The 17,072-nt window shown below is 74.3% G+C and carries 5 protein-coding genes; 3 read left to right on the forward strand and 2 right to left on the reverse strand.

What is annotated here, in order from left to right:
* Window positions 1-34 precede the first annotated feature (34 nt).
* Window positions 35-277 carry a phosphopantetheine-binding protein gene (locus ACIBEJ_RS43465; protein ID WP_397188822.1) on the forward strand — a complete coding sequence of 81 codons (243 nt, stop codon included), beginning with the start codon at window positions 35-37 and terminating at the stop codon, window positions 275-277.
* Here ACIBEJ_RS43465 and ACIBEJ_RS43470 read toward each other — a convergent pair.
* Window positions 245-1,621, reverse strand: coding sequence for an AMP-binding protein (locus tag ACIBEJ_RS43470; protein ID WP_397188823.1), 1,377 nt, complete (start codon window positions 1,619-1,621; stop codon window positions 245-247). The genes ACIBEJ_RS43465 and ACIBEJ_RS43470 overlap by 33 nt on opposite strands.
* A 20-nt stretch (window positions 1,622-1,641) precedes the next feature.
* Window positions 1,642-2,994: a condensation domain-containing protein gene (locus tag ACIBEJ_RS43475; protein ID WP_397188824.1), complete on the reverse strand. Its 1,353-nt coding sequence runs from the start codon at window positions 2,992-2,994 to the stop codon at window positions 1,642-1,644.
* A 175-nt stretch (window positions 2,995-3,169) separates the two neighbouring features.
* Here ACIBEJ_RS43475 and ACIBEJ_RS43480 point away from each other — a divergent pair, with 175 nt between their 5' ends.
* Both ACIBEJ_RS43480 and ACIBEJ_RS43485 read left to right on the forward strand, forming a co-directional pair.
* Complete coding sequence (locus ACIBEJ_RS43480) at window positions 3,170-11,833, forward strand: SDR family NAD(P)-dependent oxidoreductase (RefSeq protein WP_397188825.1); 8,664 nt, start codon at window positions 3,170-3,172, stop codon at window positions 11,831-11,833.
* Window positions 11,823-17,066, forward strand: coding sequence for an SDR family NAD(P)-dependent oxidoreductase (locus tag ACIBEJ_RS43485; RefSeq protein WP_397188826.1), 5,244 nt, complete (start codon window positions 11,823-11,825; stop codon window positions 17,064-17,066). The genes ACIBEJ_RS43480 and ACIBEJ_RS43485 overlap by 11 nt, the downstream gene beginning before the upstream one ends.
* The last annotated feature ends 6 nt before the right edge of the window (window positions 17,067-17,072 follow it).

Below are 17,072 nucleotides of genomic sequence, written 5' to 3' on the forward strand. Positions count from 1 at the left end.
CTTAGTGGTAGGCAGATTTATCGCGAGGTGGCATATGTTGGAAATACCTGATGACTTTCAGCGCATACTGCGTCCGCACCTGCCGTACGCCGATTCCGGCGCCTTCGAGGCGCGCGACGAGCTGGCCGGGCTCGGCCTCGACTCGATGGGCGTGGTGCAGTTGCTCGTCGACATCGAGAACGGCTACGCGGTCGCGCTGCCCGACGACATCCTGGACGAGGAGACGTTCGCCACGGTCGGCTCGCTATGGGAGGCGCTGGTCGTACATATCGGCTAGGGCGCGGCGGTCGATCTTCCCGTTGCCGTTGAGCGGCAGCTCGTCGAGGAGGGTCACCGCGCGCGGCACCATGTAGCGCGGCAGGACCTGCGCGACCCCCCTGAGCAGGGTGGCGGTGTCGGCGCCCGAGCCGGTGCAGGCGGCCTCCAGGACCAGCTCGCCGTCGGCGCCGGGCAGGGCCAGCACGACGGCCTCGCTCACGCCCGGCTGCCGGCGCAGCGCCGCCTCGATCTCGCCCAGCTCCACGCGGTGCCCCGCGATCTTGACCTGCTGGTCCAGCCGCCCGTGGTGCACCAGCAGCCCGTCCTCCCAGGCCACGCGGTCGCCCGTGCGGTACCACTCACCCGTGAAACGTCCCTCGTCGTCGGCCGGGTCGAGGTAGCCGGGGAAGCGCTGCACGCCCTTCAGGCACAGCTCGCCGTCCATGACGGTGTGCTCGACGTGCGGGTACGGCACGCCGATCGGCACCGTCCCGTTGGCCGGCTCCGGCCAGTCGGCGCGCTCGGCGGGCAGGCGGTACTGGGTGCAGCTGATGGTCAGCTCGGTGGGCCCGTACAGGTTCTCCAGGACGCTGGCGGGCGCGGCGGCGTGCCAGGCGCGGGCCTGCTGCAACGTGAGCGGCTCCCCGCAGAACAGGCTCCAGCGCAGCGACGGCATCGTGCCGGTGCCGAGCCTGCGCAGCCGCGCCGCGACCGACACCACCGACGGCACGGAGAACCAGTGCGTCAGCTCGTGCCTGGTCACGAACGTCACCGGCTTGAGCAGGTCGTACTTGAGCGGCACGACCAGCGTCGCCCCGCTGCCCCACGTCGCGAACATGTCGAACACCGACAGGTCGAAGGTCAGGTCGAACGTCTGCGACACCCGGCAGCCCGGACCCAGCTCGTAGCGCGGGATCACGTACGACAGGTAGGCGTCCACGCTGCGGTGGCGTAGCGGCACGCCCTTGGGCACGCCGGTGGAGCCCGAGGTGAACAGGATGTAGGCCAGGCTGTCGGGATCCTGGGCGCCCGCGGGCGCGGGCCGATCGGCGGGCGCTGGCGGGGCGGGCACGAGCCCGGCCGCCCTGGTGATGGTCTCGTTGCGGGCCTGCGGCGCGGCCGGGTTCAGCGGCACGACCGTGCGCCCGAGCCGCTGGATCGCCAGGTAACCGGCGTAGGCGAGCACCGTCCTGTCGGCCCGCAGCCCCACCCGGGGCGCGTCGCCGCGGATGCCGGCGGCGATCCGCCCGGCCAGCTCGTCGAGCTCGGAATAGGTGAGCCGGTCTCCGGCCACCTCCAGCGCCACGGCGTCACCGTGACGGGCGACGCTGTCGGCGAACCACTGGTAGAGGGTCCGTGCCACGGCATATCTCCCGGAAGTGGCTAGCGCGCCGGCCCGGCGGCCTCGCGCGGGAACAGGGACGGGTCGAGCTCCTTGCCGCTCCACAGCTCCTTGAGCCCGGCCTCCGGCTCGGTGGCGGCGAGCTGCACCCCGAGGCCGACGCCGCGCAGGATGTCGAGCATGCCGTCGGCGGGGATCACGTCGGGGTCGGAGAGCATCAGCAGCGAGGTTCTGCCGCGCTGCACCTGCACACGCACGCGGAACGGCTGGCCGTACTGCTGGGCCAGCGGCGTCCACACCAGCTCGGCGGGGCTGTCGTCGGCCGGGTCGGCGATCCTGTCGTCGATCTGCAGGTAGTTGAACCAGCAGCGCAGCAGGTGGTTGAACCAGCAGCCGTGCTCTGGCCTGCCGTACTCGGCGGCCACCTCGGCCATGCGGTCGATGTCGTAGCTGCCGTGCCGGTATGCCTTGGTGCCGGCCCAGTGCAGGCGGCGTACGTGCTCGGCGAGGGTGGCGCCCTGGTCGACCGGCAGGACGACGGGGACGAGCTGGTTGAGCGTGCCGACGGCGCGCCGGTCGGCGGCGGAGAACCGGTTGGAGGCCATCAGGCTCATCGTGACCCGCTCCGCGCCGGTGTGCCGGGCGACGCCGGCCGCGACCAGCGCCATGACGACGGCGGGCGCGGTGACGCCGAGCCGCTTGGCGGCCACGTGGGCCAGCCCGCCGACGCGGCGCGAGTGGAGAGTCGCCTCCAGGCGGTTGCGGTAGGCGCGCGAGGGCAGCGTCGGCAGCTCGTCCATGAGCCCGTCGGCCAGCACGCCGCGCCAGTGCCGCTCGGCGCCCGCGCGGCGGGCCGCCCACTCCTGCTCGCGCTGGCTCAGCGCCAGCGTGCGCGGGACGGGGCCCGGCTCGGCGGTGGCGCCGGGGTCGTCGACCAGCGCGCGGAACTGCGTCCGCAGGTGCTGCACCGACCAGGCGTCCATGATCAGGTGGGAGATCGACAGCGCGAGGAACTTCGGCTCGCCCTTCACGCTGACCAGCAGGCCGCGCCAGTTGAGGTCGCCCGCCATGGGGAAGGGCCGCCCGATCAGCTCGGCCGCGGTGCGCTCCGCCTCCTGCTGGTCGCCGCCGTCGCGCTCGACGAGCTCGATCGGCAGCGCCACCGTCTCGTGCACCCTCTGGTACGGCACGCCGTCCCGCACGTGGTAGGTGGTCCTGAGCGCCTCGTGCCGCTCGACCAGGGCGCGCAGCGCGGCCGTAACCCGGTCGAGGGTCAGCCCGCGCAGGTCCCACATCGCCGGCAGGTTCGCCTCGTGGATCCAGTCGTGCGGGTGCCGCTCGATATCCCGCCAGCTGAACAACTGGCCGAAACTGAGTGGAGCTTCTACGGGCATGTTGCCATTCATTGCCGAGCCGTGCCCATACCGTCAACTCTGGGTGGGCGGCCAAGAGTTGCGGTAACTACGTGCCACCGTCCTTCCATGTGCCTCAGCAAAGTCCGCGATTAGGGTCTTAATTACTGGCCAATAGTCGCGAATATTCAATACCCCGGCTTGAGGTGGCGCATTGATGGTTGGTGAGTCGAATCAGCTGGCTGGGATCGCCGTCGTCGGCATGTCCTGCAGGCTCCCTCAGGCTGCCGACCCGGCCCGGTTCTGGCATCTGCTGCGTGATGGAGTGGACGCGGTCACCGCGGCCCCCGCGGATCGGTGGCCGAACGCCGCCGACTACCGCTTCGGCGGGTTCCTGGAGGACGTGGAGGGCTTCGACGCCGCGTTCTTCGGCATCTCCCCGAACGAGGCCGCGGCCATGGACCCGCACCAGCGCCTCGTGCTGGAGCTGGCCTGGGAGGCCCTGGAGAACGCCCGGGTGCTGCCCGCGGAGCTGCGCGGCAGCGCGGCCGGCGTGTTCCTGGGCGCGATCTCCAACGACTTCGCGGCCCTGCGGGCCGGTGGCCGGCACGGCTACACCGGCGCCAACCGGGCGATGATCGCCAACCGCGTCTCCTACCTGCTCGGCCTGCGCGGCCCGAGCCTCACCCTGGACGCGGGGCAGTCCTCCTCGCTCGTCGCCGTCCAGATGGCCTGCGAGAGCCTGCGCCGCGGCGAGATCGGCCTGGCCGTCGCCGGTGGCGTCAACCTCAACCTCCTGGGCGAGACCACCAACGCCATCGGCGAGTTCGGCGCGCTGTCACCCGACGGCCGCTGCCACACCTTCGACGCGCGGGCCAACGGCTACGTACGCGGCGAGGGCGGCGGGCTCGTCGTGCTCAAACCCCTTGCCGCGGCCGTGACCGACCGGGACGTCATCCACGCGGTGATCCTGGGCGGAGCGGTCAACAACGACGGCGGCGGCGAGGGTCTGACCGTCCCCAGCGGCCGGGCGCAGGCCGAGGTCATCGAGTCGGCCTGTGCTCAGGCGGGGGTCGCGCCCGGTGCCGTGCAGTACGTGGAGCTCCACGGCACCGGGACCAAGGTCGGCGACCCGATCGAGGCCACCGCGCTCGGCTCCGTGTACGGCAAGGCCCGCCCGGCCGCCGAACCCCTGCTGGTCGGTTCGGTGAAGACCAACATCGGCCACCTGGAGGGCGCGGCCGGCATCGCCGGGCTGCTCAAGGTCATCCTGAGCCTGAAGCACCGCGAACTGCCCGCCAGCCTCCACTTCGAGACGCCCAGCCCGGACATCCCCTTCGACTCGCTGCGCCTGCGCGTCGTGCCCGAGACGCTCCCGTGGTCCGCGCGCCGCCTGGTCGCCGGCGTCAGCTCGTTCGGCATGGGCGGCACCAACTGCCACCTGATCGTCACCGAGCCGCCGCGCCTCAGCATCGGCGGCTCCCGGCGGCACCCCGCCCCCAAGGAGCCCGACGGCGGCGCGCCCTGGGTGTTCTCCGCCCGCTCCCCGGAAGCGCTGAAGGAGCTGGCCGGGCAGCTCGCCGACGTCGAGGCCGAGCCCGCCGACGTGGCGTGGAGCCTGGTGCGCAGCCGCGCCGCCTTCGAGCACCGCGCCGTCGTCCTCGGCGCCGCCAAGCGGGAGGCGCTGCTCGCGCTGGCCGCCGGCCTGCCGCACGAGGCGGCCGTCACCGGCACCGGAGCCGGTCGCACCGCGTTCGTCTTCCCCGGTCAGGGCGCCCAGTGGCCGAGCATGGCCCGCGAACTGCTCGCCGGCTCGCCCGCCTTCGCCGAGCGGGTCGCCGAGTGCGCGCTCGCGCTCGCCCCCTTCACCGACTACGACCTCATGGACGTGCTGCGCGAGAAGCCCGGCGCGCCCGGCCTCGACCGGGTGGACGTGGTCCAGCCCGCGCTGTGGGCCGTCATGACCGGCCTGGCCGCGCTCTGGCAGTCGCACGGCCTGCGTCCCGACCTCGTCATCGGGCACTCGCAGGGCGAGATCGCCGCCGCCACCGCCGTCGGCGCCCTGTCCACCCAGGACGCCGCCCGCGTCGTCGGCCTGCGCAGCAAGGCCATAGCCGGGATCGCCGGCAAGGGCGGCATGATGTCGCTGGCCGCGCCGCTCGGCGTGATCGAGTCCACGATGGCGCGCATCTCCCGCCACCTGGCCGTCGCCGCCGTCAACGGGCCCGCCTCCTTCGTCGTCTCCGGCCCGCACGAGGCGCTGGCCGAGCTGAAGGCCCGGCTGCCCGAGCACCGCAGCCGGATCATCCCGGTCAACTACGCCTCCCACTCCGCCGAGGTCGAGCAGGTCCGCGACGAGGTGCTCGCCGCCCTCGCCCCGGTACGGCCCGCCTCCACCTGCACCACGTTCGTCTCCACGCTCACCGGGCGGCCCATCGACACCGCCTCCCTGGACGCCTCCTACTGGTACGCCAGCCTGCGGCGGCCCGTCCGCTTCGGGCAGGCGGTCAGGGTGGCGCTGGAGCACGACGCCGGGGTGTTCGTGGAGTGCAGCCCGCACCCCGTGCTGGTGTCCGGGGTGAGCGAGACCGCCGAGGCCGCGGGACGTGACGTGGCCGCCGTCGGCACCCTGCGCCGCGAGGACGGCGGGGCGGAGCGGGTCATGCGCTCGCTGGCCGAGGCCTACGCGGGGGGCGCCGAGGTCGACTGGGCCGGTCCCTGCGGGGGCGGGCGCCTGGTGGACCTGCCCACCTACCCGTTCCAGCGGCGTCGCCACCGGCTTGCCGTACCTGCTGGTCTCAACGGCGGAACCCAGGCCGGCGTGCTCAACCGCGGGACGCACACCGGTGCGCTCAACGGCGGGACGCACGCCGGTGCGCTCAACGGCGGGGCGCGCTCGCACGCGGCCGACCTCGACGGCGGGCGGTCCTCGGACGCCGCGGCGTCTTATGGCGCGGATCAGGGGTTCTCCGGGGATGTGCGTGAGCTGGTGCTGTCCACGCTGGCGGCGCTGCTCGGGCACGAGGACGCCTCGGGGATCGAGGCCGCCAGGACGTTCAAGAACCTCGGCGTCGAGTCGGCCACCGCGCTCGACCTGCGCAACCGGCTGCGCGCTGCCACCGGGCTGCGGCTGCCGACGAGCCTGCTGTTCGACCACCCGACGCCGCAGAAGCTGATCGACCACCTGCGCGCCCTGCTGGCCGACGAGGCTCCGGTGACGGCGGCCGAGGAGCGGGTGGACCTCGACGGCGACCCGGTCGTGGTGGTCGGGATGGGCTGCAGGTACCCGGGCGGCGTGGCCTCGCCCGCCGACCTCTGGAACCTGGTCAGCGAGGGCGCCGACGCGATCACCGAGTTCCCCGCGAACCGGGGCTGGGACCTGTCCGCGCTGTTCGCCACCGGGCAGGACCGCTCGGGCACCAGCGACACCGGGCACGGCGGCTTCCTGCACGACGCCGACCGCTTCGACGCCGCCTTCTTCGGCATCAGCCCGCGCGAGGCCGCCGCCATGGACCCGCAGCAGCGGTTACTGCTGGAGGTGAGCTGGGAGGCGGTCGAGCGTGCCGGGATCGACCCGGGCGAGCTGCGTGACACCGCGACCGGGGTGTTCGTGGGCGCGATGGCGCCCGACTACGGTCCCCGGCTGCACCAGTCGGGCGGCGTCGCCGACGGCCACCTGCTCACGGGCACCGCGCTGAGCGTGGTGTCCGGGCGGATCGCGTACACGCTCGGCCTGCGCGGACCCGCGCTCACCACCGACACGGCCTGCTCGTCGTCGCTGGTCTCCATCGTGCTGGCCACGCAGGCGCTGCGCCGCGGCGAGTGCTCGATGGCGCTGGCCGGCGGGGTGACCGTGATGTCCACGCCGGGGATGTTCGTGGAGTTCAGCCGCCAGGGCGGGCTGGCCCGCGACGGCCGCTGCAAGGCCTTCTCCGCCGGCGCCGACGGGACCGGCTGGGCTGAGGGCGCCGGCATGCTGCTGCTGGAGCGCCTGTCCGACGCCCGCCGCAACGGGCACCCGGTGCTCGCCGTCATCAGGGGCGGCGCGATCAACCAGGACGGCGCCAGCAACGGCCTCACCGCGCCCAGCGGGCTGGCCCAGCAGGCGGTCATGCGCCAGGCGCTGGCCGACGCCCGCCTCACCGCCGCCGACGTGGACGTCGTGGAGGCGCACGGCACCGGCACCACGCTCGGCGACCCGATCGAGGCCGAGTCCGTCATGTCGGTCTACGACGACGTGTGGCTCGGCTCGTTCAAGTCGAACGTCGGCCACACGCAGGCCGCCGCCGGGGTGGGCGGGGTCATCAAGATGGTGAAGGCGCTGGAGCACCGCGTGCTGCCGCGCACCCTGCACGCCGACGAGCCCAGCCCGCACGTGGACTGGTCCGCCGGCAACGTCCGCCTCCTGACCTCGCCGGTCGAGCTGCCCGACGGCCGTACGCTGCGGGCCGCGGTCTCCAGCTTCGGCATCAGCGGCACCAACGCCCACCTGATCATCGAACAGGCCCCCAGCACGAACCCGCCCACCGAACACCCCGGCCAGAACGCCGAGCTGGGCTCCGTGCCGGGGTCTGGGCTGGGTGCCGGGTCCGAGCCTGTGGCCTGGGTGTTGTCGGGGCGGTCGGAGAGTGCGTTGCGTGCCCAGGCGGTACGGCTGCGTGAGGTGGCGGGCGGGGACTCCGACCTGGTCGCCGTCGGGCGGGCGCTGGCCAGGAAGGCCGCCTTCGCCTACCGCGCCGTCGTGGTCGCCCGTGACCGGGCCGAGCTGGTCGCCGCGCTCGACGCGCTGGCGGCGGGCGAACCCCATGGCGCGCTGGTGACCGGTGTCGCCGACCGTGACGTCCAGCCGGTCTTCGTCTTCCCCGGCCAGGGCTCGCAGTGGGCCGGGATGGCCGTCGAGCTGCTGGACTCCGACGAGGTGTTCCGCACCGAGCTGCGCCGCTGCGACGCCGCGCTCAGGGCGCACACCGGCTGGTCCGTCGAGGACGCGCTGCGCGCCGAGGGCAAGCTGGAGGGCTCGGATGTCATCCAGCCGGTGCTGTTCGCGGTGATGGTGGCGCTGGCCAAGGTGTGGCGTTCACTGGGCGTCGAGCCGTCGGCGGTCCTCGGGCACTCCCAGGGCGAGATCATCGCCGCCTGCGTCGCCGGAGCCCTGTCGCTGGAGGACGCGGCCAAGGTCGTGGTCCTGCGCAGCCGGGCGCTGACGCGGCTCGGCGACCGTGGCGGCATGGTCGCCCTGCCGGTCCCGGTCGAGCGGGCGGGCGAGCTGATCGAGCCTTGGGCGGGACGGCTCTGGCCTGCCGTACACAGTGGGCCGGAGAGCTGCGTGATCGGCGGGGACGCCGACGCGCTGGAGGAGTTCACCGCCGCGCACGGCGAGAGCCTGAACGCCCGGCGGGTCGCCATCGGCTACGCCGCGCACACCCCGCACATCGAGGCGCTGCGCGAGGAGATCCGCACCGCGCTCGCCGGCATCGAGCCGCGCGCCGGACAGGTCGCCTTCTGCTCGTCCTACAAGGGCGGCCCGGTCGAGCACGCCGAGCTGACCGCCGATTACTGGTACACGAGCCTGCGCAACCCGGTCCGCTTCCAGGAGGCCGTGGAGTCCTTCGCCGGGACGCCGCTGTTCGTCGAGACGAGCCCGCACCCGGTGCTGACCGGCCATGTCCAGGACACGCTGACCGCCGCGGGCCGTCCCGGCGGCGCGACGGGCACGCTGCGGCGCGGTGACGGCGGGCGCGCCCGCCTGCTCACCGCGCTGGCCCAGGCGCACGTCCTCGGCGCCCGCGTCGACTGGCCCGCCGCCCTCGGCGCCGGACCGCTCGCCGAGGTGCCGACCTACCCGTTCGAGCGGCAGCGCTACTGGCTCGACGGTACGGCGGGCGGCGCCGACGTCTCCTCGACCGGCCTGGACGCCAGCCGCCACCCCCTGCTCGGCGCGGCCGTACCGCTGGCCGCCGGAGACGGGCACCTGCTGACCGGCCGCCTCTCGCTCGCCGCCGCCCCGTGGCTGGCCGACCACGCGGTGGACGGCACGGTCCTGCTGCCCGGCACCGCGTTCGTGGAGCTGGCGCTGGAGGCCGCCGCCACCGTCGGCGCCGCCTCGGTCGAGGACCTGACGCTGGAGGCGCCGCTGCGTCTGTCGGCGGAGGAGGCGGTCCAGCTCCAACTGACCGTGTCCGCCCCCGGCACCGGCGGCCACCGCGACCTGTCCGTCCACGCCCGCCCCGCGGGCGACCCCGACACCCCGTGGACACGCCACGCGACCGGCGCCCTCTCAGCCGCCCTCCCCACGACAGAACCCTTGACCTCCGAGCACGCGACCGCGGCCGAGCCGTCGACGGCCGGCGGGCCGCTGGGGGCCTGGCCGCCCGCCGGGGCCGTCGAAGTGGACCTTGACGACGCCTATGAGCGTCTGGCCGAGCGTGGCTACTCCTACGGGCCCGCCTTCCAGGGGCTGCGGGCCGCGTGGCGGCTGGGTGAGGACGCCTACGTCGAGGTGGACCTGCCCGAGCACGTCAGCGACGGCGCCGACCGGTTCACCCTGCACCCGGCGCTGCTCGACGCCGCGCTCCACCTGCTCGTGCTCGACGCCGCGGGCGAGCCCGGGACGCTGCTGCTGCCGTTCGCGTGGAGCGGCGTGCACGCGGTCTCCGGCGGTGCGCGCACCCTCCGCGTACGGCTGTCGCCCCAGGGCCAGGACCGCCACGGCCTGACCGTGTACGACGTGTCCGGTGCCCCGATCGCCGTGGCCGGGTCGCTGACCCTGCGTGCCGTACCGCGGACCGGGTTGGCGCCCGCGGCCGAGACCTACGGCGTGGACTGGACCGAGCTGCCCCAGCCCAAGGACGAGCCCACGACCGGACCCGAGCGTTCCGCCGTCACCTGGGCCACGGTCGGCTACGACGCCTTCGCCGACGAGGTCGGCGGGCAGCGCTACTACGACCTGGCCTCGCTGGCCGACATGAGCGTGGAGGCGCCGGATGCGGTGCTGGTCCCGTTCGAGCCGGACGCCGACGACCTGCCCTACTCCGTGCACGACGCCCTCTACCAGGCTCTCGACCTCGTGCAGGGCTGGGTGGGCGACGAGCGGTTCTGGCGGTCCCGGATGGTCTTCGTGACCAGGGGACCCGGGGTCGTCACGGGCCCGCTGTGGGGCCTGGTCCGCTCCGCCCAGGCCGAGCACCCGGGCCGCTTCGCGCTAGCCGACGTGGACGCCGGCTTCACCGACTGGGAACTGCTGGCCGCCACCGACGAGCCCCAGGTGCGGGCCCGCGACGGCGTCCTGCTGGCTCCCCGCCTGACCCGACGGACCGGGGGTCCGGCGGGCGCGACGCCGGCGAGTCCGGGCACGGCGGACCCGCACTCGCCGTCCCCCGCTCAAAACCCGGCTCAGGCCCAGAACCCGGCCGTCGCCTCGGCTGCGGCCCAAGACCCGGCCGTCGCCTCGGCCCCCGCTCAAAACCCGGCTCAGGCCCAGACCCCGGCCGTCGCCTCGACTCCGGTTCGAAACCCGGCTCTGGCGGGTGTGCTGGCTCAGGGGACCGTGCTGGTCACCGGGGGTACCGGTGCGCTGGGTGGGCTGGTGGCCGAGCGGCTGGTCGAGCGGCACGGCGTGCGTGACCTGGTGCTGGTCTCCAGGAGCGGCCCGAACGCGGAGGGCGCCGCAGAGCTGGCCGGGCGGCTGGAGGGCCTGGGCGCCCAGGTCAGGGTCGCCGCCTGCGACGTCTCCGACCGGGACGCCCTGGGCAGGCTGGTCGCCGGGATCCCCGAGCTGGCCGGGGTCGTGCACACGGCCGCCGTCCTGGACGACGCGACGGTCGCGGGCCTGTCGGCCACGCAACTGGACACTGTGCTCGCCCCCAAGGCGGACGCCGCGTGGCGGCTGCACGAGCTGGCCGGTGACCGCCCGCTGATCCTGTTCTCCTCCGTGGCCGGCGTCATCGGCACGGCGGGGCAGGCCAACTACGCCGCCGCCAACGCCTTCCTCGACGCGCTCGCCGAGCACCGCCACACCCTGGGGCTGCCCGCGGTGTCGGTGGCCTGGGGCGCGTGGGAGACGGGCATGGCCGGTGAGCTGTCCGGCGCCGACGCGGTGCGGATGTCGCGCGCCGGCGTCGCCGCCCTCACCGCCGAGCAGGGCCTGGACCTGTTCGACGCGGTCCTGAGCGCCCCGGCGGCCGAGCCGCTGGTGGTGGCGGCCCGCTGGGACGCCGCCGCCCTGCGGCAGCGGGCCGAGGCGGGGGAGCTCGCCTCGATCCTGCGCGGGCTGGTGCGCGCGCCCCGCCGTACCGCGGAGAAGGGCGGCGCGGAGAGGAACGGCGCGGCGCCCGCGGCCGGGCCGATGGCGCTGGTCGAACGGCTGGCCGTCATGGCCGAGCCGGACGCGCGCAACCACCTGACCGGGCTGGTCCGCTCGCACGTGGCGGCGGTGCTCGGGCACGGCGGCGCCGACCGCGTCGGCGTGGACAAGTCGTTCAACGAACTGGGCTTCGACTCGCTCACCGCGGTCGAGCTGCGCAACCGGCTCAACGCCGACACCGGGCTGCGGCTGCCGGCGACGCTCGTCTTCGATCACCCGACGGTCAGCGCGCTGGCCGAGCACCTGTTCCAGTCCCTGGCCCCGCAGACGCCCTCGCCCGAGGACACGCTGCGCGGCGCGGTGGAGAAGGTCGAGTCGATGCTGCTGGCGGCCAACGGGGAGGGCGAGGGGATCAAGGGACGGCTGGTGGCCATCCTGCAGAGCGCCCTCTCCCGGTTCGGCAGCGGTGGCACTGCGGCGAACGGCGCCGCCGAGAAGATCGTTTCGGCCTCCGACGAGGAGATCTTCGCCTTGATCGACAACCGGAGCATGGCGGAAGGACCCGATCATGGCAACTGAGGAAAAGCTCCGCGATTACCTTAAGCGGGCCACGGTCGAACTCGCCGAGACCAGGCAGCGCCTGGCGGACGCGCAGGCGCGCGGCCACGAGCCGATAGCGATCGTGGGCATGGCCTGCCGCTACCCGGGCGGGGTGTCGAGCCCCGAGGAGCTGTGGGACCTGGTGCTGTCCGGGGTGGACGCGATCAGCGAATTCCCCTCCGACCGCGGCTGGGACGAGGACGTCTACGACCCGGACCCCGAGGCTCCGGGCAAGTCGTACACCAGGCACGGCGGCTTCGTGCACGACGTGGCGAGCTTCGACGCCGGCTTCTTCGGGATCAGCCCGCGCAACGCGCTGGCCACCGACCCCCAGCAGCGGTTGTTCCTGGAGGCGTCGTGGGAGGTGTTCGAGCGGGCCGGGATCGACCCGGCGACGCTGCGCGGCAGCCGTACCGGGGTCTACGCGGGGTGCATGTACAACGACTACTCCTCCAGGTTCACCCACGGCGCGATCCCGCAGTCGGTGGAGGGCCTGCTGCTGACCTCCAGCACGCCGAGCGTGCTGTCGGGGCGGGTGTCCTACACGTTCGGGCTGGAGGGCCCGTCGGTCTCGGTGGACACCGCGTGCTCGTCCTCGCTGGTCGCCGTCCACCTCGCGGTACGCGCGCTGCGCAACGGCGAGTGCGGGATGGCGCTGGCCGGAGGCGTGACGGTGCTGGTGCCGCCGGACACGTTCGTGGAGTTCTCGAAGCAGCGGGGCCTCTCGCCCGACGGCCGGTGCAAGTCGTTCTCCTCGACCGCCGACGGGGTGGCGTGGGGCGAGGGCGCCGGGGTGCTGCTGCTGGAGCGCCTGTCGGACGCCCGGCGCAACGGCCGGCCGATCCTCGCGGTCATCCGGGGCACGGCCATCAACCAGGACGGCGCCAGCAACGGCATGACCGCCCCGAGCGGTCCCGCCCAGGAGCGCGTGATCGCGCAGGCGCTGGCGGACGCCAGGCTCACCACGACGGACGTGGACGTGGTCGAGGCGCACGGCACCGGCACCAAGCTGGGCGACCCCATCGAAGCACAGGCCATTTTGTCCACATATGGGCGTAATCGTGCGGCGGATCAGCCGCTGTGGCTCGGCTCGGTGAAGTCGAACATCGGCCACGCCCAGGCCGCCGCCGGAGTGGCCGGCGTGATCAAGACCGTCATGGCGCTGCGCCACCGCGTCATGCCGCCCACCCTGCACGTGGTGGAGCCGACCCCGCACGTGGACTGGTCGGCGGGCCACGTCAGCCTGCTCACCGAGGCCCGCGCGTGGACGCCGGACGGCGAGCGGCCACGCCGCGCGGGCGTCTCGGCCTTCGGCATCAGCGGCACCAACGCCCACGCCGTCCTGGAGGAGTACGCCCAGGAGGACGCCCCCGCCGGGGCGCACGCCGGAGCGGGACCGCTGGTCTGGGCGCTGAGCGCGCAGACGGCGAACTCGCTGCGCGGGCAGGCCGCCAGGCTGCGCGACTTCGTGCTCGACCGGCCGGAGACCGGCGCGGGGGACGTGGCCCACTCGCTGGTCACGCGCAGGGCCGCCTTCACGCACCGCGTCGCCGTACTCGGGGCCGACCGCGAGGCGCTGCTGGCCGGGCTCGGCGCGCACCTGCGCGGCGAGACCCCGGCCGAGGTCGTCGAGGGCCAGGCCAAGGAGCACCTCAAGCTGGCCTACCTGTTCACCGGCCAGGGCGGGCAGCGGCACGGGATGGGCCGCGAGCTGTACGCCGCCTTCCCCGCCTTCGCCAAGGCGCTCGACCAGGTCTGCGCCGAGCTGGACCGCCACCTCGACCGCCCCCTGCGCGAGGTGATGTGGGCCGAGCCGGGCACCCCCGAGGCCAAGCTGCTCAACGAGACCTCCTACACCCAGCCCGCGCTGTTCGCCTTCGAGGTGGCCGCCTTCCGGCTGCTGGAGTCGCTCGGCGTCACGCCCGGCATCGTCGCCGGCCACTCGGTGGGCGAGTTCGCCGCCGCCTACGCGGCGGGCGTCTGGTCGCTGCCCGACGCCGCCCGGCTGATCGCCGCCCGCGGCCGCCTCATGCAGGGGCTCGACACCCCGGGCGCGATGGTCGCGATCGAGGCCACGGCCAAGGAGATCGCCTCGTCGCTGGCCGGGCAGGAGCACCTGGTCGGCGTCGCCGCCGTCAACGGGCCCAGGAGCGTGGTCGTCTCCGGCGAGGTCGCGGCCTGCCTGGAGGTCGCCGAGCACTGGTCTGAGCTCGGCCGGCGCATCCACCGGCTCGCCGTCAGCCACGCCTTCCACTCGCCGCTCATGGAGCCGATGCTGGCCGCCTTCTCCGCCGTGCTGGAGGACGTGGAGTTCGCCGAGCCGAAGCTGGAGTTCGCCACCAACCTCAACGGCGGCTCCTGGGCCGACCGTGAGTACTGGCTGGCCCAGATCCGCCGCGCGGTCCAGTTCCAGGCCATGATCGAGCGCCTCGACTCGCTCGGCGCCGACGCCTACCTGGAGATCGGCCCGCAGGCCGTGCTCGCCAGGATGGCCCACGACTGCCTGGACGGCCGCGACGCCGCCGTCCTGACGCTCAGCCGCCGCCAGCGCTCCGAGACCGACGCACTCACCGCCTGCCTCGCGCAGGGCTGGGTGATCGGCGCCCGCGTCGACTGGGCCGCGCTGACCGGCCCCGGCGCCCCGGTCGACCTGCCCACCTACGCCTTCGACCGCGAGCGCTTCTGGCTCGACCCGCCCGCCAGGGTCGCCGACCTGACCGCGACCGGGCTGCGCGAGGTCACCCACCCGCTGCTGAGCGCCGCGCTCGACGTGGCCGACGACGGCGTGAGCGTGCTTACCGGCCGGCTGTCGCTCGCCGACTCGCCCTGGCTGGCCGATCACGCCGTCAACGGCGCCGCCGTACTGCCCGGCGCCGCCTACGCCGACCTCCTGCTGGAGGCCGGCGGCCAGATCGAGGAACTGGTCTTCGAGGCGCCGCTCGTGCTCGCCGAGCGCGGCGGCGTGACCGTCCAGGTCGTCGCGGACGCCCCCGACGACCAGGGTGTACGGCAGGCCCGCGTCCACTCCCGCCCGGCAGGCGACCCCGACGCCCCGTGGACCCGCCACGTGCGCGCCACCCTCTTACCGGAGCCCGCGCCCCCCGCCGCCTGCGACTGGGCGGCGACCTGGCCACCGCCGGGCGCCGAGCCGGTCGAGGTGGCCTACGGCCCGCTGGCCGACGCCGGCTACGAGTACGGGCCCGCCTTCCAGGGCGTGCGCGCGCTCTGGCGGTCGGGCGAGGAGCTGTTCGCCGACGTGGCGGTGGGCGAGCTCGACGTGGCGGGCCACTGGATCCACCCGGCGCTGTTCGACGCGATGTTCCACGTGCTGCTGATCGGCGCGCCCTCGACGGAGCTGCGGCTGCCGTTCGAGTTCCGCGGCGTGCGGCTGGTGTCGCCCGGTGCGACGGCCCTGCGGGTGCGGCTGACCCGCGACGGCGAGGACGGCTGCGCGATCGAGGCGGCCGACGCCTCGGGGCGGCTGGTGTTCGCGCTGGAGTCGGCGCGCATCCGCGCGGTGGCCGCGGGCGCGCTCGGCGGACCCTCGACCGGTCCCGCCCCCTACGGGCTGGACTGGGTGGAGGTGGGACCCGCCGGCGAGCCGGTGGCCGAGTACACGGTCGTGCCGCTGGCCGGGGGCACGCCGCGCGAGCTGACCGCACGGGCGCTGGCCGCGATGGCCGGGGAAGAGCGCCTGGTGGTCTTCGCGCCGCGTGGCCTGGACGCCGCGGTGGTGCGGGGCCTGGTGCGCACCGCGCAGAGCGAGCAGCCGGGCCGGTTCGTCCTGGCCGACGTGCCCGACGGGTTCGCCGACTGGGAGCGGGTGCTGGCCACCGGCGAGCCGCAGGTGCGGGTGGCGGACGGCAAGGTGCTGGCCCCCCGGCTGGCGCGCAGGTCCGTGGAAGGGAACGCGGCGCTGGGCTCCGGCACCGTCCTGGTCACCGGCGGCACCGGTGACCTGGGCGGGCTGATCTCCCGTCACCTGGTCGAGCGGCACGGGGTGCGCGACCTGGTGCTGCTGTCGCGGCGTGGCCCGGGAGCGCCAGGTGCCGGGACGCTGGCGGCGGCGCTCGAAGAGCTGGGCGCCCGGGTGCGCGTGCTGGCCTGCGACGTGGCCGACCGGCGGGCGCTGGCCTCGGTGGTGGACGGGATCGAGAACCTGACCGGCGTGGTCCACACGGCCGGGGTCCTCGACGACGCCACCCTCGACGGGCTGACGCCCGAGCGGATCGACCGGGTCTTCGCTCCCAAGCTCGACGCCGCCTGGCACCTGCACGAGCTGACCAAGGACCGCGACCTGAAGGTCTTCGTGCTCTTCTCCTCGCTGGCCGGCATCCTCGGCAACGCCGGCCAGGGCAACTACGCCGCGGCCAACACCTACCTCGACGCGCTGGCCGAGCAGCGCAGGGCCGAGGGACTGCCCGCCGTCTCCATCGCCTGGGGGCTCTGGGACGGCGGCATGGGCGGCGAGCTCACCGACCTGGAGATCGCCAGGCTGGCCCGCGCGGGGGTCGCCCCGCTCGCGCCGGAGCACGGGCTGGCCCTGTTCGACGCCGCGCTGGCCGGGGACGAGGCGGTGGTCGTGGCGGCCCGCTGGGACCTGGTCGGGCTGCGCGCCAGAGCCGCGGACGGCAGCCTGCCGCCTCTGTTCAGGGGGATGGTGCGAACGCCGCGCCGTACCTCGTCGCAGAAGAAGGGCGCGGGGCGGCTCACCGAGCGGCTCGCCGCGCTGACCGAGTCCGAGGCGATGCGGTTGCTCACCACCACCGTCCGCGGCCACGTGGCCGCGGTGCTCGCCCACGCCAGCGCCGACCACATCGACGTGGACAGCGCCTTCAACCAGCTCGGGTTCGACTCGCTCACCGCGGTCGAACTGCAGAACCGGCTCAACGCCGAGACCGGCCTGCGGCTGCCCGCGACGCTCGTCTTCGACCACCCGACCGTCTCGGCGCTGGCCAAGCACCTGCACGAGACCCTGGCGCCCGCCACGCCGTCGCCCGAGGACCTGCTGCGCGGGGTCCTGGAACGCGTCGGCTCAATGATCACCACCGCCAAGGACAACGGCGAGGACATCCGCGGCCGCCTGGTCGCCGTTCTGCAGAGCGGCCTGACCAGGTTCGGGGGCACCGCGAGCACCGACGACGACGAGGGCGTCGACATCGACACAGCCTCCGATGAGGAGATCTTCGCACTCATCGACAAGGAACTCTGAACCATG

Origin of the sequence: Nonomuraea sp. NPDC050790 (genome assembly GCF_044456745.1) — a bacterium.
In the GTDB taxonomy this organism is placed as follows: Bacteria; Actinomycetota; Actinomycetes; order Streptosporangiales; family Streptosporangiaceae; genus Nonomuraea.